Below are 26503 nucleotides of genomic sequence, written 5' to 3'. Positions count from 1 at the left end.
CTCATTATCAGTTTTGTCTTTTGCGCTGCCTAGGCCTCCCATGAACCAAGCACCTTATTTTTCAAGCTCCAAAACATTGTTAGCAGTTGCTATTTTTAGTTTGATGACAGCAAGTCATGCTGATGAAACAGCAGAACAACAAAATTCGACCAGTGTGCTACCCACAATTTCTATTCAGGCACAAAAAGAAACTACCTCTCCCTATGTCGCAACGAAAGCTGCATCGGTTTTAAAATCAGATGCACCCTTATTTAAAACTGCGCAGTCGGTTTCGGTGGTAACACGTGAACAGCTTGACCAAAAACAAGCAAGAACTCTAGCAGAAGCAGTAAATGGTGTAGCTGGTATTTCTGCTGGGCAACTTGGTCGTCGGGGTTGGGATGATTTTATTATTCGTGGACAAACATCTTCTGATCAAATTTTCATAGATGGTTTACGACAAGCCCAACAAAATACTTTTGTAGGTGCCGAAATATCAGGACTTGACCAAGTACAAATATTAAAAGGTCCAGCTTCTATTAATTTTGGATTGGTCCAGCCCGGTGGCGTTGTTAATTTAGTCACTAAACGCCCTCAAGCAGAAAGTTTTGCTCGTGCTAGCATGACTTATGGTAGTTATAGTCTTAAAGAAGGCACATTCGATTTCAACTATAGTCCCAATAATAGTGAAAAAGGTGCTTTCCGTTTAAATGGCCGTATTTCTGACCAAGATGACCCGACAGATTATGTGTATTTTAAAAATTACTACATCTCCCCTTCTTATAACTTCGATTTAGGAGATAACACGGACCTTTCTGTCATCGCAAGTTACCAACACCGCGAATATATTCGTCAGCAAGGTTTACCCGTCATTGGTACCTTAAAAGATAATCCTAATGGAAGCTTACCTAAAGACTTATTTATTGGTGAACCGAGCTACGGAGCTTATGATGCCGACGTATTCCGTACAGGTTATAACTTTAGGCATGCTTTTAATAATGGCTGGGAGTTTAAGCAAAACTTTGCAATTCAAAAAACCGAAATGATTGGCCCTGCCGTATTTTACAATGGCTGGACGGATAAAAACCATACAACCCTTAAGCGTCAAGCACGCTATCAGGATGTCAGCAATCTAAGTTTCTCAATCGACAATAGTGTCCAAAAGACCTTTCAAATTGCGGATATGGCACACCAGATAACGGTCGGAATAGATGGTCTGCAAGATAAAAATGATTATCTAAATAATCGCTGTACTGCCACAAATTTGAATCTCTATTCACCAAAGTACGGCACAAAAGTTACTTGCCCTGAAAAAGTCACGAACCATGATATAAACCGTCTAAAATATATGGGGTTATATTTACGCGACCGCATTCAGATTAATGACCAGCTCGTTTTAAATCTTGCTGGCCGCCAAGATTGGGCTCAAACTCAAACTGTAGATTTAGTTAAAAATACAAATACTAAAAAATCGGAAGAAGCTTTTACGGGTAATGCCTCATTGTTATATACAATCAATGATGTAGTCGCACCTTATGTCAGCTATGCAACATCCTTCTTCCCAACAAGTGGCTCAGACTCTGCTGGAAATACTTTTGATCCTGAAAAAGGTAAACAGGTTGAAGTCGGGATGAAATTACAAAGTCATGATCAGCGTGTACAAGGTAGTATCGCTTGGTATGATTTAAAACGTCAAAATTTTTTGGTCAACGACCCTACGGATACTACTTTCAAAATCCAGCGCGGTGAACAGTTAACTCGTGGGATTGAGACTGAACTAAATGCAGATATTCTTGATGGTTTAAAGCTCACCGCAACTTATACCTACACGGCTGATGCAGAAATTAGTAAAGATGCAAATATTAGCAATGTTGGAAAGTCTCTTGATAATATTCCAGAACATGCTTATAGCTTATCAGCACGCTATAAATTTGATCCTGCGTCAAAACTTGGTTGGTATGTAGGCGGCGGGTTCCGTGGAGAAACTTATAAAACCATGGATAAGTTAGATGTTCATATTCCAGGCTATACAGTCTTTGACACTGAAGCTGGCTATGACGCTGGGCATTGGGGTGCTCAACTTGCTATCCGTAATCTATTTGATAAAGATTACTATGCTGGAGCACTGAATGAAAATATGGTAACTCTGGGCAACCCACGCCAAATTAACTTTACAGTGAAATTTAACTACTAAAACGATCTACAAAAAACGCACTCAATTCGAGTGCGTTTTTGATGGCAGCTTTAAATACTTTAGAAGAAATAATGTTGTGCCAAAGTAGAGATACCTACAATTAAGAAAATAGCGGCACCAATTTTATGAATGAGTGAAATAGATAAACGTTCAGCCAATTTATTACCAATAAATACAGCTGGTGCATTGGCAATCATCATACCTAAAGTTGTACCTAGCATGACCCAGAAAATGCTGTCGTAACGAGCAGCTAAGGCCACTGTTGCAATTTGGGTTTTGTCACCAATTTCAGCTAAGAAAAACAAGATAAAAGTTGCGCCAAAAACACCAAATTTTTGCCATCTATTAATGCTATCTGTTTCATCATCTAACTTATCTGGAATAAGCATCCAGAACGCCATACCTATAAAACCACCTGCAAGAACCCAAACTAAGATTTCGGGACTCAAAACGGTCGTAATCCACTGCCCAAGCACAGCAGAGATACCATGGTTAATTAAAGTTGCTAAAAGAATCGCAATGAGAATAGGGATTGGCTTACGGAAACGTGCAGACAATAAAAGAGCGAGTAATTGAGTTTTATCGCCCATTTCAGCTAGGGCAACAATTGAGGTAGAAATCAGAAATTCTTGCATATCGTTTCTCTGGCTAGCATAAATGCCCATGACCTACCCCTCCTGCTAGCCAAATATCTGCAGAGTGGTAAATCAAAGGTCTTGCCAACTCGGAAACGATGAGACGTTTAAGCTATGATGACCATGTTCTGTTGAACAATTATGTTGACCATCACCTATTCATTCAGAAATGAATAGCGGCTACTCCCCAATGAAGTATGTGCTTATTATATTCGAGTAGTGGTATTTTTCAAACATTCAGACAAAAAATTTTATCCATGCCCACACCAACAACCGACCTAAGCCCAATAGTATGGCTAAACAAATACTTAAGTTAATAAACCCAAAATTGTTAATACCAGCTACCTGCTGTGATTGAAATTCAAATGGCAAAATAAGCGTTGCCACAAATACTTCTAAGCCCATTGCAACGTAAGTCATCCACTCCCAAGGAAAGTGTAAAATACTGACCCATAATCCCATCAGTAAAAATACAATCAACAGAATCGGCAACATGATTTTTAAGAAACTCGCCATTTATTATTTTTCCTTTAACCAAAACGAGAAATTTTTCCTCTCTCGATTACTCCCTCTTAATCTTTAGATTAACCTAAAATCAATTAAATTAAATACCAAAATAAAACCCCGCCGAAGCGAGGTTTTAATAATTCATTTCAAAATATTAGATTAATAAAGTACGAATATCTTTAAGAAGTTTCGTAAGTTTATTGGTAAAGCGAGCGGCATCTGCACCATTAATTACACGGTGGTCATAAGACAATGACAACGGCAACATTAAGCGTGGGTCAAAGTCTTTACCATTCCACACAGGCTGCATAGTTGCTGGTGAAATACCTAAAATTGCAACTTGCGGCCAATTTACTAGCGGTGTAAATGATGTACCACCAATCGAGCCTAAGCTTGTAATCGTGAAGTTCGCACCTTGTAAGTCTTTCGGTGTTAATTTCTTATCACGCGCTTTCTTACTTAGCTCACCTAATTCAATAGCAATTTGCTTAATTGATTTTTGGTCAGGATTACGTAGCACTGGTACTGTCAAACCATCTGGTGTTGCAACCGCAATACCCATATGAATTTCATTACGAAGCAATACAGACTTTTGATCATCTGACAAGTGACCAGCAAAATACGGCTCTTCTTTCAACAAGTGTGCTAACGCTTTTGCAATGAATGCCAAAATTGTTAGGCTCACACCTTGTTTCTTAAAGCCATCCTTCAATTCACCACGCCAAGCCTCTAACTCAGTGATATCAGCAAGGTCAAACTGAGTTACCTGTGGAATATAGTTGTTTAAAGACAACTGTGGCACAGATACTTGCTGTAAACGAGTCATCGGCTTCACTTCACCACCACCAAAAGCAGTAAAGTCAGGTAATGAAGGTAAACCAGCCGGAGCAGCAGCTTGAGCAACTGGTGCCACTTGTGGTGCAGTTAAACGAGTCTTCACATACGCAAAGATATCTTCTTTAATCACACGACCATGTTCACCAGAAGTTTTAACTTGTGATAAAACTACACCAAGCTCACGAGCAAGCTTACGAACAGCAGGGCCAGCATAAACTTTAGCGTTTTCAGCTTCTTGCTCTTTCGTTAACTTGTCACTACCAGACGCTGGAGCAGATACAGCCTGAGTCGGAGCTGCCGCTTTAGGTGCTGCTGCCTGAGGAGCTGGAGCTACTTCTGCTTTTGCCGCTGGTGCAGCAGCAGGTGCTTGGCCTTCCGCTTCAATTGTTGCAAGCAAAACACCTTGTGAAACTTGTTGACCTGCTTGCAAGTGAATCGCTTTCACAACGCCAGCAACAGTACTTGGAACTTCTACAGTTGCTTTATCAGACTCAACCACAACAAGGCTTTGGTCTACATCAACTTTATCGCCAACTTGTACCAAAATTTCAGCAACAACTGCTTTGTCTACGCCCAAATCAGGAACGTTAATATCAACTGGTCCAGATTGAGTAGCAGCCGCAGCTACAGTTTCTTGTTGAACTGGTGCAGGTGCTGCCGCTGTAGCTGCTGTAGAAGCAGGAGCTTCAACTGGCGCACTTGATGCAGACGTTGTTTTCACTTGAATGAGTACAACACCTTCTTTAACTGTATCGCCTTCTTTAACTTGAATGCTTTCTACAGTACCAGCAACACTGCTCGGTACTTCTACAGTTGCTTTGTCAGACTCAACCACAACGATGCTTTGCTCAACATCGATTTGCTCGCCAACTTTTACTAAAATTTCACCAACTAGTGCTTTTTCAACACCAATGTCAGGAACTTGAACTTCAACAACTTGGCTAGTGGTTGCCGCTGCTGGTTGCGCAGCAACTTGTGGTGCTGTAGCAGGTGCTTCTTTTTCAGCTGCTGGTGCAGGTTTTGCAACTTCTTCTGCTTGAGCTACAGGTGCAGCGCCCTCAGCTTCAAGTTCAAACAATACCGTACCTTCAGTTACGCTATCGCCTTCTTTGATTAAGATGCTTTTGACTACACCTGCTGAAGTGCTAGGCACTTCAACAGAGGCTTTATCTGACTCAAGCAAAACAAGGCTGTCGTTTTCAGCAATGCTATCGCCAACTTTTACCAAAATTTCAGCAACAACTGCTTTATCTACGCCAATATCAGGGGTCTTAATTTGCATGCTTAGTTCCCCTCACCTGTTTGCGCTTCATTGTATTCAGCAACTGCCTGAACTTCTGGATGTGCTTGTGGAGCCCATGCCACTGGACGATCAGTATCTAACTCAAAGTTAGAAATTGCATCTTTCACTAAACGTGCATCCACTTCACCTTCGTCAGCTAATTTTTTCAAAGTAGCAACAACGATATGTGCAGCATCAACACCAAAGAAACTACGTAAGTTAGCACGTGTATCTGAGCGACCATAACCATCTGTACCCAACGCAACAAATGGACGACCATCTGGAAGATAGGCACGGATTTGTTCGCTATAAGCGCGCATATGATCTGTTGCTGAAACCACAATACCTTCTGTACCGCGTAATTGTTTAGATACCCAAGACTCTTTCACTTCTTCAGCAAGTGGGTGTAAACGGTTGTATTCTTCACATGCCATACCATCACGCGACAACTCATTGAAGCTTGTTACACTCCAAACGTTTGAACGGATTTGGTATTCATCACGTAAGATTTTCGCAGCTTTAATCACTTCACGAAGAATTACACCTGAACCAAGTAATTGAACAGTTGCTTTTTCATCTTTTTCGAACAAGTACATACCACGTTTAATGCCTTCCTCAGCGCCTTCAGGCATTGCAGGATGCTCGTAGTTTTCGTTCATTACAGTTAAGTAATAGAACACACGCTCTTGGTTCACATACATACGTTGTAAACCATCATGTACGATTACAGCTAATTCATAACCAAAACATGGATCATAAGATACACAGTTAGGAATCGTGTTCGCCAAGATATGCGAATGACCATCTTGGTGCTGTAAACCTTCACCGTTCAATGTTGTACGACCAGCAGTTGCACCTAACAAGAAACCTTGAGCCTGTGCATCACCCGCAGCCCACGCAATGTCACCAATACGTTGGAAACCGAACATTGAGTAGTACATGTACATTGGAATCATTGGCAAGTTATTGGTTGAATAACTTGTTGCCAACGCAGCCCATGCGCTCATCGCCCCAGCTTCGTTAATCCCTTCTTGAAGCATGTGACCGTCACTTGCTTCACGGTAATGCATTAACTGTTCTTGGTCTTCTGGGGTATATTTTTGACCGTGAGCGGCATAAATACCGAGCTGACGGAACATACCTTCTAGACCAAAAGTACGCGCTTCATCTGGAACGATTGGCACTACGCGGTCTTTAATTGCTTTTTCTTTAAGTAAAGAAGCAATTAAACGCACCATCACCATGGTAGTTGATTGTTCTTTGCCTGCAGAACCTTTTAATACTGCATCAAATACAGATAATTCAGGAATCGCTAAAATTTCACTCTCTTTACGACGTGCAGGTAAATAGCCACCTAAAGCTTCACGACGCGCCTTCATATACTTCATTTCAGGAGAGTTTTCACTTGGGCGATAGAATGGAAGCTCTTCTAATTTATCATCTGTAAATGGCAGGTTAAAACGGTCACGCACATATTTTAAAGAGTCGATCTGCATTTTTTTGATTTGGTGAGTCTTATTCACCGCTTCAATTTCTTCAGACAAACCGTAACCTTTAACAGTTTTCGCAAGAATAACTGTTGGTTGACCTTTGGCTTTCATTGCTTCTGCATAGGCAGCAAAAACTTTGTACGGGTCATGACCACCACGGTTAAGATTATCGATATCTTCATCACTTAAATCTTTTACAAGTTCCGCAGCTTCTGGGTACTTGCCAAAGAATTTCTCACGTGTATATGCACCACCTTTCACTTGATAGCGTTGGTACTCGCCATCAACTGTTTCTTCCATTACCGCTTTTAAAGCGCCTGTGTTGTCTTTTGCAAGTAGTGGATCCCAATGACGGCCCCATACTACTTTAATGACACGCCAGCCTGCACCACGGAATAAAGATTCTAATTCTTGAATAATTTTACCGTTACCACGTACCGGACCATCTAGACGCTGTAAGTTACAGTTAACAACCCAGATCAAGTTATCGAGTTTTTCACGACCAGCAAGTGAAATTGCACCAGTACTTTCTGGCTCATCCATCTCACCATCGCCCAGATAAGCCCAGACTTTACGATTTTCTTCTTTAATCAAGCCACGATTCATTAAATATTTCTGAATGTGTGCTTGATAAATCGACATGATTGGACCAAGACCCATTGATACAGTTGGGAATTGCCAATAGTCCGGCATTAAATATGGGTGTGGGTAGCTTGGTAAACCGTTACCGCCAACTTCACGACGGAAATTACTTAACTGTTCTTCAGTTAAACGTCCTTCAAGGAATGAACGTGCATAAATACCAGGAGCACAGTGCCCTTGGTAATAAATCATATCTCCGCCAAAGTTATTGCTGTTTGCACGGAAGAAATGGTTAAAACCTACGTCATATAATGTTGCACTTGATGCGAAGCTCGCCAAGTGTCCACCTAAATCATCACCTGTTTGATTCGCACGAAGTACCATTGCTAAGGCATTCCAACGAATCAATGCACGAATACGGCGTTCCATATCTTGGTCGCCTGGCATTGCAGGTTGTTCTTCAACAGAAATTGTATTTAAGTAAGGTGTATTCAGACGTTGAATGGGAACATGCTTAGCAATTGCTTGTTGATAAAGTTTCTCCAACAAGAATGCCGCGCGCTCAGTTCCCATATGTTGTAAAACTGAATCGAATGCATCTTGCCACTCTTGGGTTTCTTGTGCATCGGAGTCACCGTAAAACGCCATAATTCACCTGTTCCTTGTCCTTTAATCTACTTTGTATTTTTACCACGTTTTACCCCTCTCTAGTTATTGCCATGGGTGAATGTGAGGGGGTCCTATTATTTTCTGAATGAATAGTCATTGACCGAGCATTAAACAAAATAACAAAAAAACGCCAATAATGGCGTTTTTTTATACAATCTTTACGTTAAAAAAGGTTTAAGTTATTTTCAGATTCATAAATTTAATAACCTTAATCTTTTTAACTATGCTTTTAAGGAAGCATCGCCAAGTAAGTTGTTGGATTCTTACGTTGACCATCTTTTACTACTTCATAGTGCAAATGTGGGCCAGTACAGCGACCAGTACAACCTACATTGGCAATATGTTCACCTGCAGAGACTTGTTCACCTACACGTACCATTAAACGAGAAGCATGCGCATAGCGTGTTAAATAGCCATTACCATGGTTAATTTCAACATATTGACCATAGCCAGTACCCCAACCAGATTTGGTTACAATACCTGGCCCTGTAGCATAAATTGGCGTACCACTTGGAGCAGCCATATCCAATCCACCGTGATGTTCGGCACGACCACCCATCGTACGGCCACCAAAGTTGGAAGAAACACGCACTGTATCAGGAAGAGGATGAGAAACTAACCATGAATAAGCATTTGAAGAAGAGGTATTGAAAGAGTTCTTAGCTGTCGTATTGCCATATTTTTTAGCGAGTGACTCATTGTTGAGCTCAACCGTTTTTTGGCGTAAGGTCACTGAAACTTTCGCACTCGCTGGAAGATCTAAATCATCAGGATGAGTATATGAACCTTGAGATAATGTTTTTGATAGTTGTTCCAATCGATCTGAATCAGTAGATTGGTTAATTGTTTGATAATCTGCAAAAGCAACTGATGCTGCCGAAGCGGCAAGTGAAAACGCTAATAAAATACGACGCGTGTGCATAAAAACCTCTTGAAACTGTTCTTACTTAAGTTCCTTATGATCTCTTCCTTGATATCGATTGAAATGAACGCTTAAGATGAAGACAAGAATCTATCCGAGAATGACCCATGTCTAAACCCGATAACGTTTTTCAACAATCCGGAAAACACATAAAAACAGGAAACCTTACGTTTCTAACAACGCAAGTCGCGCAATGGCAAAGACTTACGAAAATGGTCCAACCCTTATTGCCCCAACCGGAACAATGGCAGGTCGTGTGTTATCAAAATGGCTCTTTAATCATTACTGGTGAAAATCAGGCGATGATCAGTCAACTCAGTTACTTACAGAACCAATATGTATCTAAATTATCTCAACTTGAAGGGTTAAAAGACTTACAAAGAATTCAGGTTCGCTTGAGGAATAAAAACATTCCCAATCCACCCTCATCTGAGCCATCTAAACCCATCCCCCCGGAAACACAAGAAATGTTACGTAGTGCAGCCGACTTCGTGAGCGACCCTAAGCTTAGCCAAGCTTTACTACGTTTGGCAAGCAATAAAAAATTATGAACTTTATATTCTATGAAAAGTTTAGCTATATTTTTGTGACATAAATCACATTTTAAAATGTTACATTATAACGTAGCCAAATAAAGACAATGACTTATGTCACACTCACATAGGGAATTGGACATTCATTCTCGTCATCAAATGTTACAATTTCATAATTACTCGGATCACTTTGAACATTGCGTAACAGCTGATTATTTAAAGCATGTCCTGATTTATAGCCATCAAACTTGGCAATAATTTGATGACCAAGCAAATACAAATCACCTACTGCATCTAAAATCTTATGTCTCACAAATTCATCGGCGAAACGTAAGCCTTCTTCATTCACTACGCCTGTATCATCTACGCCAATTGCATTATCTAAACTTGCACCTAAGGCTAAATTATTTGCTTTGAGATAATCTAAGTCTTTCATAAAACCAAAAGTACGAGCCTCACTGACTTCATATACAAAAGTTTCAGTAGAGAAATCGATAGTCGCAGACTGATATTCTTTAGCAAATGCCGGATGGTCAAAATCAATCGTAAAATTTAGCTGAAAACCATCATGCGGGCTAAAAATTGCTTTCTTATCATCTATTAATGCTTCAACTGGTTTTAATATTCTTATAAATTTTTTCGGCGCATCCAGCTCACGCAATCCACCTTGCATTAACAGGTAAATAAATGGGCCAGCACTTCCATCCATAATCGGAACTTCAGACGCAGATACCTCAACAATAAGGTTATCAATTCCCAAACCTGCAATTGCGCTCATCACATGCTCAATTGTTCCAACTTTTATATCTCCAATCACTAAATTGGAGCACATGAAAGCTTCTTGAATCAGCAAAGCATTCGCATGGATTTCCACAGGCGGATTTAAATCGATACGACGAAATACAATACCTCCATCCACGGTATGTGGAATGAAATTGATCATCACTTTTTGACCGCTATGAAGACCTATTCCACTCGCTTTTACCACACGATTGAGAGTACGTTGTTTCACCATGCTTTGTAACTTCTTTTTTAAAACCGCTATACGTTAGCATATTTAGTCATTGATCAAAAACAAAAAAAGGCAGTGTTTAAACACTGCCTTTTTTTAAATTTAATAATATTTTACTTACGTTGCTGATTTTTCAAGTAATCTTGAATGCTCATCGGAGAAGAGCGCGGAGAAGAACTTGCGTTACTACTCACTTCATTGTCTGCATTTTGACGCTTATTAATTGCAGGAACGTCATCTTCATCAACAGATTGAGCTGATTGAGACGATGCATGACTTACTGTATTACGTTTTCTCGGTTCTGCATCTGCTGCATTACGAGTTAAACCAGTTGCAATCACTGTTACACGTAATTCATCACGCGCATCTGGATCAAATACAGTACCGTAGAAGATTTCGCCTTCATCAAGGTCAACAATCTGATTCACAACATCAGTAATGATTTCAGTTTCGCGTAAAGTAATATCATCACCACCAGTAATGTTAATCAACACACCTTTAGCATTAATAATATTGACGTTATCAAGCAATGGACTACGGATAGCCTGTTCAGCAGCTTGACGTGCACGATCTTCACCACGACCTAAACCAGCACCCATCATGGCATAACCACGAGTACTCATTGCAGTTTTCAAATCGGCGAAGTCAAGGTTAATGTGACCACGGTTTACAACAAGGTCAAAGATACTACGTACAGCGTTTAACAATACATCATCAGCTTTTTTATAAGCATCTTTCATTGAAATATCGCCATATACGCTTAACAAGCGTTGGTTAGGGATAATAATCAATGAATCAACATGTGCTTCAAGCGCTTCAATACCGCGTTCAGCAGATTTTAAACGGCGACGGCCTTCAAAGTTAAATGGAGTTGTTACAACACCAACAGTCAAAATACCCATTTCTTTGGCAACTTCAGCCACGACAGGTGCCGCGCCCGTACCCGTACCACCACCCATACCAGCGGTAACGAATACCATATCCGTACCTTCAAGATGATGACGAATAATTTCACGGCTTTCTTCTGCTGCAACTTGCCCTACTTCAGGGTTAGCGCCAGCACCTAGACCACGTGTACTTTGCTCGCCTAACTGAATTTTGAAAGGTGCATTCATACAGTCCAGTGCTTGTTTGTCTGTATTGGCACAAACGAATTTAACACCTTGAATATCAGACTGCACCATATGTTGAACGGCATTACCGCCACCACCACCTACACCAAATACAGTGAAACGGGCTTGACCGTTGCCATCGTTTAGTTCATCTTCTATAAATTCAAATGAGGCCATGACCTTTAGGGTTCCTAATACATTATGGCAGTCACTTCAGCCCGTATACTGCCTTGATTTTCAAAAATAACTAATTTTAAGAATGCTGTGCAATACAAACCTTGTCAAGTACAGTGGTTTTCTCTTACAACTTCCTAACAATTCTACCAATAAATCCATACATCCTAAAAAATGGCTTTTAGCTTGCTATTAAATGCATTCCAGCCATTTACCATTCGCTCCCATACCGAACGGTCATTTGCCTCTTCAGGCTCTTCAACAGCTTCTTGCAACTCACTTTGGCTAAACATGAGCAAACCAGCTGCTGTTGCATACATCGAACGACGTAACGAGGCTTGATGCTGATCATCAGCATAAACCTGTAACGGTGGATTACCTAAATGTGCAGATACCCCCAACATACGGCGAGCCAAACTCACCATACCTTCGATTTGACAAGCATCCCCTGTCAACACTACACCATGGTATAAACCATGAATTGCGCCGCTGTGTTCGAGTTCATCGCGAATCTGGCTAAAGATCTCTTCATAACGGGCAATAATAATTTCTGACAGCTCAATTCGACTAATGGTTTGAGGGCCATCAATTCCTTCCACCTGAATCATGTGATCTGGCTTAACAGCACTTAAATCGACACAACCATATAGAATTTTAATGCGTTCAGCTTCTTCTGTCGTGGTTTGCAATACAGCAGCAATATCACGTGTAACGTGTTCACCACCGCGCTGCAATGTGCGTGCCAGAGCCAGACGCCCATCCAGATAAACAGCAAGATTGGTAATGCCTGCACCAACATCGACTAGACAAACACCATATTCTTTTTCATCTTTAAGCAAGCTTGCCTCAGCGGTTGCCAGACAAGATACCACCATTTTTTCAACCCCGATATTTGCACCTTTCATAGCGCGATCAAGGTTTTGCATAGTCGCAATCGGCATCATCATTAACTGATAATGTCCTGTCATACTATGGGCAGTCATGTTAATTGGATTCTGCACCCATTCAGCAGAATCACCCAACTCAAAGCCCAACGGCACTGCACTTGCTAAATAGTAATCAGAAGTCACATGACTTGCTTTTGCCAATTCTAACGCGCGCACGACTTCATTTGTTGTAATAACATGTGCTGGATTAGCGACTGGTGTACGACCAGAGGCATAAAAACTTTGCAACTCGGTACTCGGAATCGATACCCACGCGCTATGAATGCGACATTCGGCCATATTTTCCGCTTCAGCAACAGCATTTTTAATCGCAGCGATGACTTTATCGAGGCTTACAATTTTTCCTTTATTCATGCCTCGATTACGAGCAGTTGCCATACCGATAACTTGAATGTTATCCGGCGCATGAATTTTTCCAATCAAAACTGAAACTTTATGCGTCCCAATGTCAATCGCAACAACTGAGGGAACAGCTTCATTCATCACTCATACCATTTCTTTGTTGTTTAATACCAGGCAAATTGCCTATTTTAAAGCCACGTATTATGGCTTTGCTTTTGTTCCACCTGCAATGCTTGTGTCATCAATCGTTACAACAAACTGACCATTCACAATTTTAGGTGGTGTTGCGTTCTTCCATTGAATAGATAATCCATTACGATATCGCAAATCAATGGCTGAGATTTTCGACCACACCGGTTTTAAGTCAGATTGTGCCAGATGACTTAAACGTTGCAACTTATTCATTGTTTGATCTTGGTCAACAATAATTCGCAAACCTGTATCAAACTGCATAAACCAAGTCATTCGCTCCGTCAGATATAACTCTTTTAGACGCAAATTGGCGGGATGGAATAATTGATTGATTTCATTATAGCGTCGCATCATCATTTTCGACTGGCTTACCGGACCATGTAGTAACGGAAGCTCAGGATGAATTGTCGGCTCTGCCTCACTAAACACATCGCCTCCATCGCTTAACAAGCGACCTGTTCCCCAACGGGCGATGGCATGTCGAGGCATAACACGAACACGAATACCATTGGGCCAAGCACGAGATACGACAACTCGGTCTACCCAAGAAATTTCTAACGTTTTATCACGAACCTGTTCTAAATCAGATGTGAAATAATTCGCTTTTATAATTGGAGCAACATGCTGCATCACTTGTTGTGTTTCAACTGAAGACGTTGACCCGACAACCTCTAGCTTTGCAACTTTTGCATCTGTAATAACTTTATATAACCCATAAATTCCGAATGCCAGCACTACAAAAGCAATAACCAACAGCACCCATCCACCAGCATTGGCAAGCTTCTGCTTACGTGTAGGTGGTTTATCATGAATAGAGGTGATGGCCGCACGTTTACGGCGCATGGAAGCCGGAAGTTGTGCCATATTTAAGCCGTACCTTCCAATGTTTGCTCAAGAATGGCAACACACAATTCATCAAAACTATAGCCAACAGCTTTCGCAGCTTTTGGAACTAAAGAGTGGCTAGTCATACCCGGCACAGTGTTTACTTCTAGAAGCCAGAAATTACCCTGCTCATCCTGCATCGCATCAATACGACCCCAGCTTTCTGCACCAACCGCCTGAAAAGCACGTAAGCACAATGCCTGTAGGTTCTTCTCTTCTGTCTCACTTAGACCACAAGGAATACCGTACTCAACATCATTACGTTCATATTTTGCTTCATAGTCATAGAAGGCAACATCTGCTGGTGGTTGTAAACGAATAACAGGCAAAGGCTGACCATTTAGGAATGAGATTGTGAACTCACGACCTGTGATCCATTTTTCTGCCATAACAACAGCATCGTGCTGAGTCGCCTTTTCAATTGCAGCAGCAAAATCTTCCGCTTTCTCAACCTTACTCATGCCCACACTTGAGCCTTCATGTACAGGTTTGATAATCACAGGTAAGCCTAAATCAGCAATAACCGCATCTAAATCTGTTTCTTTAGTAATAATGCGATATGGCGCGGTAGGTAAGTCGCTACCTTGCCAGATTTGCTTGGTTTTGACTTTATCCATGCCAATAGCAGAACCTTGTACACCTGTTCCGGTATAAGGCAAATTTAACCATTCAAGTACACCTTGAATCTGGCCATCTTCACCGCCACGACCATGCAACACAATAAATGCACGATCATAATTTACAAGCTCAGTCACACTGCGGTCTTGCGGATCAAATGCTTCAGCCTGAACACCTGAACGTAACAGAGCATCCAGAACTGCCTGACCACTATCTAAAGACACAGCACGCTCAGCCGATTTCCCACCAAATAACACGGCAACTTTGCCGAATTTTGTAGCATTTGACACGTTTAAATCCTTAACCCGATAATTCAATATTTTTGTTTATTTCACATACAAATGGTGTTGTGCAAGTTCTACTGAAATTGCTCCAACGTTACCCGCACCCTGCGTTAATAACAAGTCATTTGGTTGTAACACATTTTGCATGATGTTTTGCAAATTACCTTCAACCGGATCGACCAAAATCGGTTCCACCTGTCCGCGTAAACGAATACTACGCGCTAAAGTACGGCTATCTGCACCGACAATAGGCTTTTCGCCGGCAGGATAAACTTCCAGTAATAATAATTGATCGACTTGAGAAAGCACTTCAATAAAGTCATCAAAACAATCGCGGGTACGAGAGTAACGGTGTGGCTGGAATAGCATAACCAAACGACGATCCGGATGGCTCTGACGAGCAGCTTTAATTGTTGCTTCTACTTCTTTCGGATGGTGTCCATAGTCATCAACTAACTTAACATTACCATCGGCAAGTTCAAATTCGCCTTGTACTTGGAAGCGACGACCAACACCGCTAAATCCGTCTAAAGCACGACTAATCGCTCCATCAGAAACGCCTTCGTCAGTCGCAACGCCAATAGCAGCCAAAGCATTCAAAATATTATGCATGCCCGGTTGGTTGATGGTTAAACGTAGCGGCTCACGACCTTTACGTAACACGGTGAAGTGTGAACGCATACCATCTTGTTCAACATCAATTGCGCGGATGTCGTTATCTTCATTAAAACCATAAGTAATAACTGGACGGCCTACACGCGGCATGATTTCACGAATGTTGGCGTCATCACCACAAACAACTGCCAAACCATAAAATGGTAAGTTATGAAGGAACTGTACGAACGTATCTTTTAATTTATCAAAGCTACCTTCATAGGTATCCATATGGTCAGCATCAATGTTCGTTACAATCGCTGCCATTGGTTGTAAATAAAGGAAAGATGCATCTGACTCATCAGCTTCCGCTACGATAAAACGACTTTCACCAAGTGCAGCATTTACACCTGTGCTGTTAAGTAAACCACCAATGACATAGGTTGGATCAAGGTTTTCTTCAGCCAACATGGTGGTTAAAAGACTTGTAGTAGTGGTTTTACCATGTGTACCAGCTACAGCAATACCATGACGGTAACGCATAAGCTCACCTAGCATCTCTGCGCGGCGTACGATTGGAGTACGTTGTTCAATCGCTGCTTTAATTTCCGGATTTTCTGGATCAATCGCTGTAGAAACTACAAGCACATTGGCATTTTTAATATTTTCCGCTTGATGGCCAATATAAACCTTGATGCCATTTTTCTCTAATTGTTCTGTAGTTTTAGATGCTTTAATGTCTGAACCAGAAATTTTATAACCTTGGTTACCCAATACCTCTGCAATGCCACACATCCCAGCCCCACCGATCCCCACAAAATGAATGTGTTTGATACGGCGCATTTCAGGCACTTTAATCAGTTTTTTTGCTTGGTTCGCAGCTGTTGATGGAGACATAGTAAATCCGATTACATTTTTTGGATAAGATCAACCACATGCTGAGTCGCATTTGGTTGGGCATGTTGACGCGCTTTCACTGCCATTTCTGTAAGTAATTGGCGGTTCATCAGCGAAGTGAACAATTCATTTAGAACATCTGGTGTCATGGTCGATTGCTGGCAAATTTTTGCAGCACCAACATCGGCCAAAAATTTGGCATTTGCAGTTTGGTGATCATCAACTGCTATAGGAAGAGGTACAAAAACTGCGGCAATACCTGCTGTTGCGACTTCCGTTACCGTTAATGCTCCAGCTCGGCAAATAATTAAATCAGCCTCACTATAAGCCTTTGCCATATCTTCAATAAACGGCAAAACCTGTACCGTTAAATTAGCTGGCGCATCAGCATAAAGTGCTTGAGTTGCCTCAACTTGTTGCTGACCACACTGGTGAAAAATATTGAGTGGTGCTTGTAATTGTTTTAATGCTGGAGGTAAGCGTTCATTGAGTGCTTTGGCGCCTAAAGAACCACCAACAATAAGAATATTTAGAGGCTGCCCCGCCTGTTCACGAGCGTCATAGCGCCACTTTGGGCTTAAAATATCGTTAATTTCACGACGTACCGGATTTCCGGTTGTCACTACTTTTTCACTAGCAGGAAATGTATTTGGAAATGCTTCACATACCACTTTAGAGATACGTGATAACTGAGCATTGGTAAAACCCGCTACCGCATTTTGCTCATGAATAAGTACAGGAATACCCAATAATCGCGCTGCTAAACCACCAGGCCCCGCAACATAACCACCAAATCCAGCTACAGCATCAACTTTAAGCTGTTTCATATAGCGCATTGCGCTTAATGTTGCTTTTAAAATTTTAAAAGGCGCAGCAAGCTTACGGATCACGCCGTTCCCACGAACACCTTGAATATCAATTTGATATATTGGAATATTTTGATCTTTTAATAATCGATTTTCCATACCTGTTGGCGTGGCTAACCATGAAACCTGACAACCTTGTTGTTGAAGTTGTTTGGCTACGGCGAGGGCTGGAAAAACATGTCCACCTGTACCAGCAGCCATCATCAAGACATGTTTAGGTTTACTTTGCTGCGAATCGGTCACGGTCTAATTCTTCAACTCAAAAAACAATGGAAATTGTCATCTATTTTTGTAGCCGTTTATTTTAATCCTAAAGCTTCATTAACGAAAAGCTAATTTCACTCGTTTATAACAGAAAGATGTGCTTTTTTGAAAATATGCCTACAAAGCTATGGTGTATTTAGTATTGTTATTTTACAAATTCATATATTTTCAAGTGATTTCCTACCCGTTAGGCAGAAAACCACTTGAAACAATCAATTATGCAGGGCGACCAGCTTCTAATACATCAAACAGGTTATCGGCAATTGATGTACCAAACTGAGCATCAATTTCACGAATACAGGTTGGGCTAGTGACATTAATTTCAGTAACATAATTACCAATTACATCTAAGCCAACAAAAATCAAACCTTTTTCGCGTAGGAATGGCCCAACTTTAGCTGCGATCAATTTATCATTTTCAGTGAGTGGACGCGCTTGGCCCAAACCACCCGCCGCTAAATTACCACGTACTTCGCCATTTTGTGGGATACGTGCCAAGCAGTAAGGAATAGGTTCACCATTTACCATCAAAATACGCTTATCCCCTTCTACAATCTCAGGAATATAACGTTGAGCCATAATTGGACGGTTACCTAACTCGGTCAGCATTTCCAAAGTAGAACCAATATTCACACCATCTTGGTATAAACGGAAAATTCCCGTACCACCCATACCATCAAGTGGTTTAACAATGACATCGCCATGTTCTTTAATAAATTCACGAATCAAGCTTTGTTGTGAAGTTACCAGCGTAGGAACTTGTAGCTCTGGAAATTGGGTTGCAAAAAGTTTTTCATTGCAATCACGCAGTGACTGAGGCTTATTAATAATCCATGAACCTTCGCGTTCAGCTTGCTCAAGCACGTAAGTCGTATAGACAAAATTCATATCAAACGGTGGGTCTTTACGCATGAGCACAACGTCATAAGCAGCGATTGATTCTTTTTTCTTTTCGCCCAGCTCATAATAATGGTTGTAATCTTCAAACACTTCTAATGGTGAAATCAAACCGTAAGCTTTACCTTGGTCGATATATAAATCTTGTTGTAATGCATAACCCAATTCATGTCCACGGCGGCTCGCCGCCCACAACATTGCCATGGTTGAATCCTTTTTCAGATTCACGGTTTCAATCGGATCCATGACGACAAGTACACGCATGCTCAAGCTCTTCTTAAAATTTAAATTAGCATGAGTATAGCTGAGATTTTTCACTGGTTTTTCTTAATTTAAGTACATCGTTATCTGTTATTCCTTTAGCTTAGACTAATCCGAATCCTATTCTTTCAGTTTTGTTTTTAAATTTAAATCCCAGCTGATGTAACAACTAGCCGCCCAAGCTTTGTTTGACTAACTGCTTAACTATTTTAATATCAGCATATACCCATTAGATAAAACAGAACTAACAATTTCAGCGAACTAATTCATCACAATATATAACTCATAGCCATATATAAAATGGATAGTACCAATTGATACATATTGATCAAATAAATCACGCCTTGATAACAAGGTAAGCTTTTAAACAAATGACTTTATATTGTTTTAATTATAAGAAAAATACTTTGAAATTATTAAATTGAAAATACTCATACCACATAGTAATAAAGGTAATGTCTGAAACACTCAGTTGAACCATTCCCACTCTTAAAAAGTGATAGTTTGGTATGACAACTCTACTGATGACTCTAACCACTATATTTTCAAGTCAAATTCTTATCCACGATTCAGATAATTTAAAAATACATTATCTATTAAGCTAAATTTAAAAATACATAATGGCTTTTCATTTTATATAAAATAATTAATAAAAATATACTTTTATTAATTAAACTTATTATTTATATAAAAACCACTATCTCATAGCATTATTAAAATTAATTTAAAAGGTGTTTAGAATAAATTAAATAAAACAACTTACTCTTAAATTAATCTTATTATTTTAATAAAAAAATATAAAAAAATTAATTTTAATATTTACTATTTCAAATTCTTTAATATATATTGTGGTCTCAACCCTATATTACAGAGGATTTTAAAATGCGTATTGATGATTGTTTAGTAAACCTAGAACAAAATGTGTGTGATGGAAATGGTCAGTTAGCACTGATATGGTGGTTTATCTAATTTTTAGTTAGATAAAGAATTAGGGGTGATTAGAGTTTTTAATTCCATCACCCCTAATTACTTATTATAAATTCTTTCCAATTTAAAAATTAATATTATCAAATAAGTTTAAAATGAATAAACAGTTTAATTTTAATAAAGTTTTTAATCACATAGAATCTGTTTTTAGTAAAAATTCTATTAATCTAGATAAATTTAACACATATTTATCACCCAAAGTTTATCAAACCATAGGTGAGTATTTATTAGAATTATTAGAAAGAAAACACGATTTTGTTCCTTCATTTAACCCAGCAATATCATCTCGCACAACATTACTTCAAACACAATCAATTCATTTAGAATTAGAAATTTTACCTGCAAATATTCCACCGAGGAATTTCATATCCCCTAACGGCAGTAAACAAGCTATTGGCGTATTGATCGGTAGTGCTAAAATACAAATATTTTCAAAAAAAAATGATAAAAAAGAAATAATCGAAATTTCAAAAGAAATCATATCTAGTGGACAATCCACTTTAATAGATCATGAACTGGTGGTCATAGAAAATAATTCTACCGTCTCAACTTATCTTTTATATTTAACTGATAATACAAATGTGACTAATGAATCAATAAGAGAAGTTTATTCTATAAATACTGGAAAATTTAGCCATATAGTATCAAATAGTCTTGCATCATCACGTTTAGAACTTATGTTGTTTACTATGGGACATATGAATTATAAAGCTTGTTCAGATGTAGCAGAACATTTAGCTTTTAATCATAGTGATTACTTTATTAGATGGGAAGCTACAAGAACTTTCTGTAAAGTAAACCCTGATCAAGCAGAAATATTCCTTTCAAGAGTTTTAGCAGAAGAACAACATCCTCATGTTATTAATGCTATTAATCAAAGTTTATTTTTAATCCAAAATAGGAATAAATAAAATGAATAAAGATAAAATCTCTTTAGATGAATTTATTGATTATATTAAAAAAAACATAGACTTAGATGATCTAAATTCTATTAACTCTGCTGCTCCAATGTTGATAAAATTAAGTAACGATAAAGACTTATTACCTAAAGCTGTATGTGAAGAATTAAGGTACTCAAATAAACCTTTTCAAGAAAATAATCCTTATCAAGCTAGTGGTTATGTTCTTTATAAAGATGAAGATTTTGTAATAAGGGCAGTTTGCTGGATTTCAGATAAAGAAAGAAAATTTGTAAATGTAGATGTTGATCGAGGTCTACTAATTTATTCTATAGCACATGATCATGATTTCAGTTTCTTAACAGTTGGTCATTATGGCTCAGGTTACTATACGGAAACTTATGAATATGATTATGATTCAGTTATAGGTAAAACTGGAGAAAGTATTGAAATGAAAAAGATCTCTTTCAATCAATTAAAACTAGGCCAAACCTATCTCTTCCGTGCAGGTAAAGAAATACATCAACAACGTTCTCCAGATGATTTTTCTATTAGCCTAAATTTGATTGTGCGAAAACAAGGTCAACAGCGATTTAATGACCAATATGCTTTTGATTTAACCAATAAGAAAATCATAAGACCTTTGGAAAACGATACATTCAAAAGAGCCCAAACTGTACATCTTATAGCTGATTTACTCGGTTCTAAATGCTTAGACAGTTTTTGGAAATTAAAAGATTCCCATAGTTGTAGAAGAACACGTATTGAAATAATGAAGGAACTAACTAAATTTAACCCGACTTTACGTAATGAAATTTGGGAAAAGGCAAAGCTAAGTTCTGATACCATACTTTCTAATGCAGCGTACGAAGCTCTAAAATAATATCTTTAGTAGTCAAATGAATTTACTGACTATCAAAATTATTTTGATATTTAAAAATATCAACTATTTTGATAGCGAATAAGGAAACTTTATTCCAATCTGTAAACTCAAATGTCTTAGATAAATTTGTAGGTCCATTGGTTAGATACATTATAAATTTTATCATGTATCTATCAATAATATTATATTTAGGATAATTAATAGCTCCTGAAAAAACACCAACAATATCAGGTTTCCAATTTGTCTTTTCTTTAAATTTTTTAAAATAATTATCTAATTCTGGTATATCTCTACCTTTTTTTCTAGCTGTTGCACTGACTGAAAAGAAACCATTATTTATTGATTCTAACTCTTGCAAGTTATTTTCAATAAATTTATAAAGAGATTGACTATATTTTCCATAACGAATACTAGCACCTATAAGAATGAAATCATATTTAATATCTATTTTAGAGTAATCATCTATAGAAAAAACAGAAATTTTAAAACCATAACCAAGCAATATATCTTTTATATAGTTGCTTATTTTTAATGTTTGACCATCTGTAGTTGAAAACAATATAAGAATATTTTTCATTTACAATAAAATCCTTCAATATATTAATAAATTAAAATTGATTAATTCTATATAATATCTTAAAATTAATCCAATAACATTTACAACTAAAACCATTTTTAGACATATGAAAAGCTACAAATATCTATATCATATATACGATTTTCTATTAGCGATTTATTTTTGTAAGATCAAAAATAAATTTGGATCGAATAAAAATAAATTACTATTCACAATTAACCCAAATACTTTTTCACCTAAGGATCCATAATTCAAATCATAGGATTATTTTGATGTACTAATTGATATTTACATAAATTCTCTATTTCATCAGGTTGTTTTAAGTAATATTCATCTGATCAAAAAATTCAACAGAATCCATGCTCTTTCAGTTTTCTTTTTAAATCTTGACTGATACAACAACTATCCATTAATACTTTGTTTATAAAAATTTGACTCATTGTTCAATCACTCTAATATAGGAAATGTATAATTTAGAACCATAAAACTATCTCAATGGCTTTTATCAAGGAATACAATATGGGCTATTGATTTACAAGGTAAACTTTTAAATAAACGAATTTGTTATTATTTTAACTGTGAGAAAAATGTTTTGAAATTATTAAATTCGAAACACTTTTATAAGATAGCAATAAAGCTAATTTGTGAAACACTCAGTTGAACTATTTTCATTCTTAAAAGATGTCAATTTGGTGTGGTAACTCTACTGATGACTCCAGCGCTTATATTTTTTAATTCAATTCCTTATTCGCGATTACACTAAGGTAAATTCAGTTAAACTATGACCATAAAATATTAATTTTTAGGCTTGATGATGAAACTTTATCGCTATTTAACCGGACCAGATGACTCTGCTTTTTGTACACGAGTAACTAAAGCATTGAATCACGGCTGGGAATTATATGAAGCACCCAGCATGACCTTTAATGGCACACATGTGATTGTTGGACAAGCAATTTGTAAAACGATTGATGAGAATTATGATCCAGAAATGGATATTTTAGATATTCTCAAAAATAATGCTTAACTCTAAGGGGGTGCTTTTCTCTATAAAAAGCACCCTTTTTAGACTCAATTAACAAGAAAAACTAATAAGTTGATTCTACCAGTTCTTTTAATTTACTCATTACACTACTAAAAATCAGTTACTAAAAATTAAATATGTCATTTTTTAAGGTAATAGTTCTTTTATTCTAAACAATTAAATGATTATAATTATCATTTATACTTTTATTTTTGTTAACTGACTTTATCTTTATGTTAAGAATTTCTATATCATCTCCCCCAATTAAGCGTCTTTTCCCGCTCAGCTTACTCAGTTTAATGATCTTGAATATCCAAGGTGTATACGCTGAAGACTCTAGTAACTCATCCTCGAAAGTTGCAGCGACCATGCCTACCATAAAAATTGAGGCCATGAGTGAACTCGACCCAATCAAAAGCTATATCGATTATGACAAAGCCAATGTCACACGTAATGGTTTAGATAAAAAAGATATTCCTCAAACCATTGATACCATTGATGTTCAGAAGTACAAAGTTTATGGATCAAATGATCTAAGCGTTATGTTACAAGGTACCCCTGGCGTATCTACCAATTACGATATGCGCGGTGATGGCATTACCATTCGTGGTTTTGGAGCGGACGCAGGCGATATTTACCGCGATGGTATACGTGAAAGCGGACAAGTACGTCGTAGTACAGCAAATATCGAACGTATAGAAATTTTAAAAGGCCCAGCTTCTGTTTTATATGGTCGTAGTGCTGGTGGCGGGGTTGTGAATATGGTGAGTAAATTCGCCAATTTCGACTCTAAAAGTTCAGTTGGCGCTTATGCAGGTTCATACGACAACTATGGAACAACTGCTGACATCAACCAAGTCATTAATGACAATTTAGCAGTACGTCTTACCGGAGAATATGGAGAGTCCGACAGTTTCCACTCTGGTATTGAAAATAAAATTGAGATGTTTTCACCAAGTTTTACTTATAAAAATGACGATGGAACACTCACTTGGACCACACAATATACCTATGACAAATTAGGTCGTGTACCTGATCGCGGACCATCACGTGACACTCTACCTGCGGGAACTTCGATCAAAACAGGATTTGCCCAAGACGGCGATTATGTTGATGATATTTTGCAAGTGGTCCGCACCGATGTGAATTATCAATATGCGCCTGATTGGAACTTTCACTGGGCAGCAAGTTACCGACAAGCAGAACAGAACTTTGATCATTTTTACTTTGGAACTTATTGTGGCCTCGATGGAAATGACCTGAAAGGCAAAGAATGCAACACCAAAAAAGGTTATATCAATCAGAATTACTACTGGCAGCAAACCAGCAATAAAACCACCACCAATACCTTTGATATTAAAGGCAAGTTCAAAACCGGCCAGCTTGAACATCAAATCATGATGGGTACAGACTGGACCTATGAACAACGAGAACCACGTCTAGCTAATAAGACTCAAAATGGTTCAGCCATTTATGGTTACGTCAATCCATTCACAGGTGAAAGAGAATCAAGTCGTGGCAATGGCCCATTAAAGATTAGTCAGCATAACTATAATGAAGGCACAACTTACGGCATATTTATTCAGGATTTAATTGGTCTAAACGACCAACTTAAACTCATGTTAGGCTTACGTTATGATTACTTTGACTTTTCAACCACTAACAAACTCACTAATGCACATCGCAATGTAAAAGACAGTACTGTTAGCCCAAATGTTGGTTTGGTATGGCAACCGCTTCCTGAACATAGTTTTTACACGTCTTACTCTAAGAGTTTTGCACCATTTGGCGGACAAATGGGTGTTAACCAAGTTACAGGCAGCACCGATGTCACAAAAATGGATAAAGAGCCTCAATATAACGAGCAATATGAAGTTGGGGTAAAAAGTGAATGGTTAGATAGTCGTTTAAATACTCAATTTTCTGTCTTTGATATTCGTAAAAATAATATTCGCTATAAACCGAATCCTGACAGTGAACCAGAGGTGTGGGCAACTGCTGGTCAGCATCAATCACGTGGTGTTGAATTTAGCTTTATTGGTCGCGTAATAGATAATATCTTTGTCCGCGGTGGTTATGGTTACACCGATGCCAAAGTAAAAGAAGACAAACAAAAGCCTGAGCAAGAAGGTAACTATTTAGCCAACACATCTAAAAACACAGGTAATTTATTTGTTCGTTATTTACCAACCGAACAGTGGTATACCGAAATGGGTGTAACCTATGTGGGGTCTTATTATCCGAACATTAATAATGCAGTAAAAATGGAAGGCTTCAATCGTGTCGACGCAGCAATTGGTTATAGTGCTGACCCTTGGAATGTCACACTTGCAGTGAACAACCTAACCAATAAAGAATACTGGCGTTCAGACAGCATGCCAGGCACACCACGTAATATTTTAGTTCGTTTTAATTATCAATTTTAAATAAAATATTAAACTGGCATACCCCTATTTAGAGGTATGCCCTTTTATTTTTAGATACCGTATTTCTCACGATAAGCTTGCATATTTGCTAGCGCTTCTTTTTCGCCTTTCTCTTCTAAATAATCCATTAAATCTTTCATAGTAATCAGTGCATGCACAGGAATTTCTAACTCTTTTTGAACTTCTTGAATTGCAGAAAGTTCACCTTGCCCACATTCCTGACGATCTAATGCTACCAATACACCTGCAATAGTCGCGCCTGCATTTTTCAAAATCGTTACGACTTCACGAATGGCTGTACCTGCGGTAATGACGTCATCAATAATCCAGACTTTTTTACCTTCAACCGCAGCACCAACTAAAACGCCGCCCTCACCATGATCTTTAGCTTCTTTACGATTAAAACCCCATGGCACACTTTTGTTATGTACTTGCGACAAGGCAACAGCAGTTGCCGCTACAAACGGAATCCCTTTGTAAGCTGGCCCAAAAATAACATCAACATTTTCACATTGTGTTAATTTATCGGCATAGCCTTGTGCTAAAAGAGATAAAGCTTCACCATCATTAAGTAGGCCTGCATTAAAAAAATAAGGACTCACACGTCCAGATTTTAAAGTAAACTCACCAAATTTAAGCACACCGCGTGATAATGCGAGTTCGATAAATGCTTGCGGGTTAAATGACACAGGCGTTGTCATGAGGTGCTCCAAATTCACAATTGAGGTTAAA

21 protein-coding genes and 1 riboswitch are annotated in these 26503 nt (G+C 38.4%); of the genes, 6 read left to right on the top strand and 15 right to left on the bottom strand.

Features of this window, described 5'->3' with window-relative positions; all coding sequences use genetic code 11:
- Nucleotides 1-40: 40 nt before the first annotated feature.
- Nucleotides 41-2173, top strand: a complete 2133-nt coding sequence (locus tag AC2117_RS00810; protein ID WP_133971249.1) for a TonB-dependent siderophore receptor — start codon at nt 41-43, stop codon at nt 2171-2173.
- A gap of 59 nt (nt 2174-2232) precedes the next feature.
- On the opposite strand, the gene AC2117_RS00805 is transcribed toward AC2117_RS00810, so the two are convergent.
- The 5 genes from AC2117_RS00805 to AC2117_RS00785 all read right to left on the bottom strand — a co-directional run bounded on the left by AC2117_RS00805 (nt 2233) and on the right by AC2117_RS00785 (nt 9097).
- Complete coding sequence (locus tag AC2117_RS00805) at nt 2233-2808, bottom strand: TMEM165/GDT1 family protein (RefSeq protein ID WP_133971247.1); 576 nt, start codon at nt 2806-2808, stop codon at nt 2233-2235.
- 15 nt (nt 2809-2823) lie between these two features.
- Nucleotides 2824-3009: riboswitch (yybP-ykoY riboswitch) on the bottom strand.
- Between the two features lie 36 nt (nt 3010-3045).
- Nucleotides 3046-3324, bottom strand: a complete 279-nt coding sequence (locus tag AC2117_RS00800; protein ID WP_133971245.1) for a hypothetical protein — start codon at nt 3322-3324, stop codon at nt 3046-3048.
- A 145-nt stretch (nt 3325-3469) separates the two neighbouring features.
- A complete protein-coding gene (locus tag AC2117_RS00795) occupies nt 3470-5434 on the bottom strand; it encodes a 2-oxo acid dehydrogenase subunit E2 (RefSeq protein ID WP_133971243.1) in 1965 nt (654 codons plus the stop codon).
- Nucleotides 5435-5436: 2 nt separating this feature from the next.
- Complete coding sequence (gene aceE / locus AC2117_RS00790) at nt 5437-8154, bottom strand: pyruvate dehydrogenase (acetyl-transferring), homodimeric type (RefSeq protein WP_133971241.1); 2718 nt, start codon at nt 8152-8154, stop codon at nt 5437-5439.
- A 250-nt stretch (nt 8155-8404) separates the two neighbouring features.
- Nucleotides 8405-9097: a M23 family metallopeptidase gene (locus AC2117_RS00785; RefSeq protein WP_005038016.1), complete on the bottom strand. Its 693-nt coding sequence runs from the start codon at nt 9095-9097 to the stop codon at nt 8405-8407.
- Nucleotides 9098-9204: 107 nt separating this feature from the next.
- Here AC2117_RS00785 and AC2117_RS00780 point away from each other — a divergent pair, with 107 nt between their 5' ends.
- Complete coding sequence (locus AC2117_RS00780) at nt 9205-9648, top strand: DciA family protein (protein WP_133971239.1); 444 nt, start codon at nt 9205-9207, stop codon at nt 9646-9648.
- Nucleotides 9649-9742: 94 nt separating this feature from the next.
- On the opposite strand, the gene lpxC is transcribed toward AC2117_RS00780, so the two are convergent.
- The 8 genes from lpxC to gshB all read right to left on the bottom strand — a co-directional run bounded on the left by lpxC (nt 9743) and on the right by gshB (nt 18978).
- Complete coding sequence (lpxC, locus tag AC2117_RS00775; protein WP_133971237.1) at nt 9743-10645, bottom strand: UDP-3-O-acyl-N-acetylglucosamine deacetylase; 903 nt, start codon at nt 10643-10645, stop codon at nt 9743-9745.
- 110 nt (nt 10646-10755) lie between these two features.
- The gene (gene ftsZ / locus AC2117_RS00770; RefSeq protein WP_133971235.1) at nt 10756-11931 is read right to left on the bottom strand and encodes a cell division protein FtsZ; all 1176 of its coding nucleotides are present in this window, start codon (nt 11929-11931) and stop codon (nt 10756-10758) included.
- A gap of 164 nt (nt 11932-12095) precedes the next feature.
- A complete protein-coding gene (gene ftsA / locus AC2117_RS00765) occupies nt 12096-13358 on the bottom strand; it encodes a cell division protein FtsA (protein ID WP_042895778.1) in 1263 nt (420 codons plus the stop codon).
- 60 nt (nt 13359-13418) lie between these two features.
- On the bottom strand, nt 13419-14273 hold the full coding sequence (locus AC2117_RS00760; RefSeq protein ID WP_133971233.1) for a cell division protein FtsQ/DivIB: 855 nt from the start codon (nt 14271-14273) through the stop codon (nt 13419-13421).
- Nucleotides 14274-14275: 2 nt separating this feature from the next.
- Nucleotides 14276-15202 (bottom strand): D-alanine--D-alanine ligase, encoded by a 927-nt coding sequence (locus tag AC2117_RS00755; protein WP_133971231.1) that lies wholly within the window; start codon nt 15200-15202, stop codon nt 14276-14278.
- 36 nt (nt 15203-15238) lie between these two features.
- Entirely contained in the window at nt 15239-16687 is a 1449-nt protein-coding gene (gene murC, locus AC2117_RS00750; RefSeq protein ID WP_005044271.1) for a UDP-N-acetylmuramate--L-alanine ligase, read from the bottom strand.
- Between the two features lie 11 nt (nt 16688-16698).
- A complete protein-coding gene (gene murG, locus AC2117_RS00745; protein ID WP_133971229.1) occupies nt 16699-17796 on the bottom strand; it encodes an undecaprenyldiphospho-muramoylpentapeptide beta-N-acetylglucosaminyltransferase in 1098 nt (365 codons plus the stop codon).
- A gap of 237 nt (nt 17797-18033) precedes the next feature.
- Entirely contained in the window at nt 18034-18978 is a 945-nt protein-coding gene (gene gshB / locus AC2117_RS00735; protein ID WP_042895789.1) for a glutathione synthase, read from the bottom strand.
- Between the two features lie 1079 nt (nt 18979-20057).
- Between gshB and AC2117_RS00730 the strand changes: the two genes are divergently transcribed.
- Both AC2117_RS00730 and AC2117_RS00725 read left to right on the top strand, forming a co-directional pair.
- Nucleotides 20058-20873: a hypothetical protein gene (locus AC2117_RS00730; RefSeq protein WP_133971227.1), complete on the top strand. Its 816-nt coding sequence runs from the start codon at nt 20058-20060 to the stop codon at nt 20871-20873.
- Nucleotide 20874: 1 nt separating this feature from the next.
- Nucleotides 20875-21744, top strand: coding sequence for a hypothetical protein (locus AC2117_RS00725; RefSeq protein ID WP_133971225.1), 870 nt, complete (start codon nt 20875-20877; stop codon nt 21742-21744).
- Between the two features lie 22 nt (nt 21745-21766).
- Here the strand turns inward: AC2117_RS00725 and hemG are convergent, their stop codons facing one another.
- Nucleotides 21767-22321: a menaquinone-dependent protoporphyrinogen IX dehydrogenase gene (gene hemG, locus AC2117_RS00720; RefSeq protein ID WP_133971223.1), complete on the bottom strand. Its 555-nt coding sequence runs from the start codon at nt 22319-22321 to the stop codon at nt 21767-21769.
- Nucleotides 22322-23135: 814 nt separating this feature from the next.
- Between hemG and AC2117_RS00715 the strand changes: the two genes are divergently transcribed.
- On the top strand, nt 23136-23348 hold the full coding sequence (locus AC2117_RS00715) for a DUF1737 domain-containing protein (protein ID WP_133971221.1): 213 nt from the start codon (nt 23136-23138) through the stop codon (nt 23346-23348).
- Between the two features lie 230 nt (nt 23349-23578).
- A complete protein-coding gene (locus AC2117_RS00710) occupies nt 23579-25771 on the top strand; it encodes a TonB-dependent receptor (RefSeq protein ID WP_227549217.1) in 2193 nt (730 codons plus the stop codon).
- 50 nt (nt 25772-25821) lie between these two features.
- Here AC2117_RS00710 and pyrE read toward each other — a convergent pair whose 3' ends face one another.
- The gene (gene pyrE / locus AC2117_RS00705) at nt 25822-26472 is read right to left on the bottom strand and encodes an orotate phosphoribosyltransferase (RefSeq protein ID WP_133971219.1); all 651 of its coding nucleotides are present in this window, start codon (nt 26470-26472) and stop codon (nt 25822-25824) included.
- Between the last annotated feature and the right edge of the window lie 31 nt (nt 26473-26503).

The sequence above is a fragment of the Acinetobacter calcoaceticus genome (genome assembly GCF_900520355.1).
Classification (GTDB): domain Bacteria; phylum Pseudomonadota; class Gammaproteobacteria; order Pseudomonadales; family Moraxellaceae; genus Acinetobacter; species Acinetobacter calcoaceticus_C.
The sequence above is the reverse complement of the archived record's forward strand: the minus strand, read 5'-3'. Positions and strand labels throughout refer to the sequence as shown.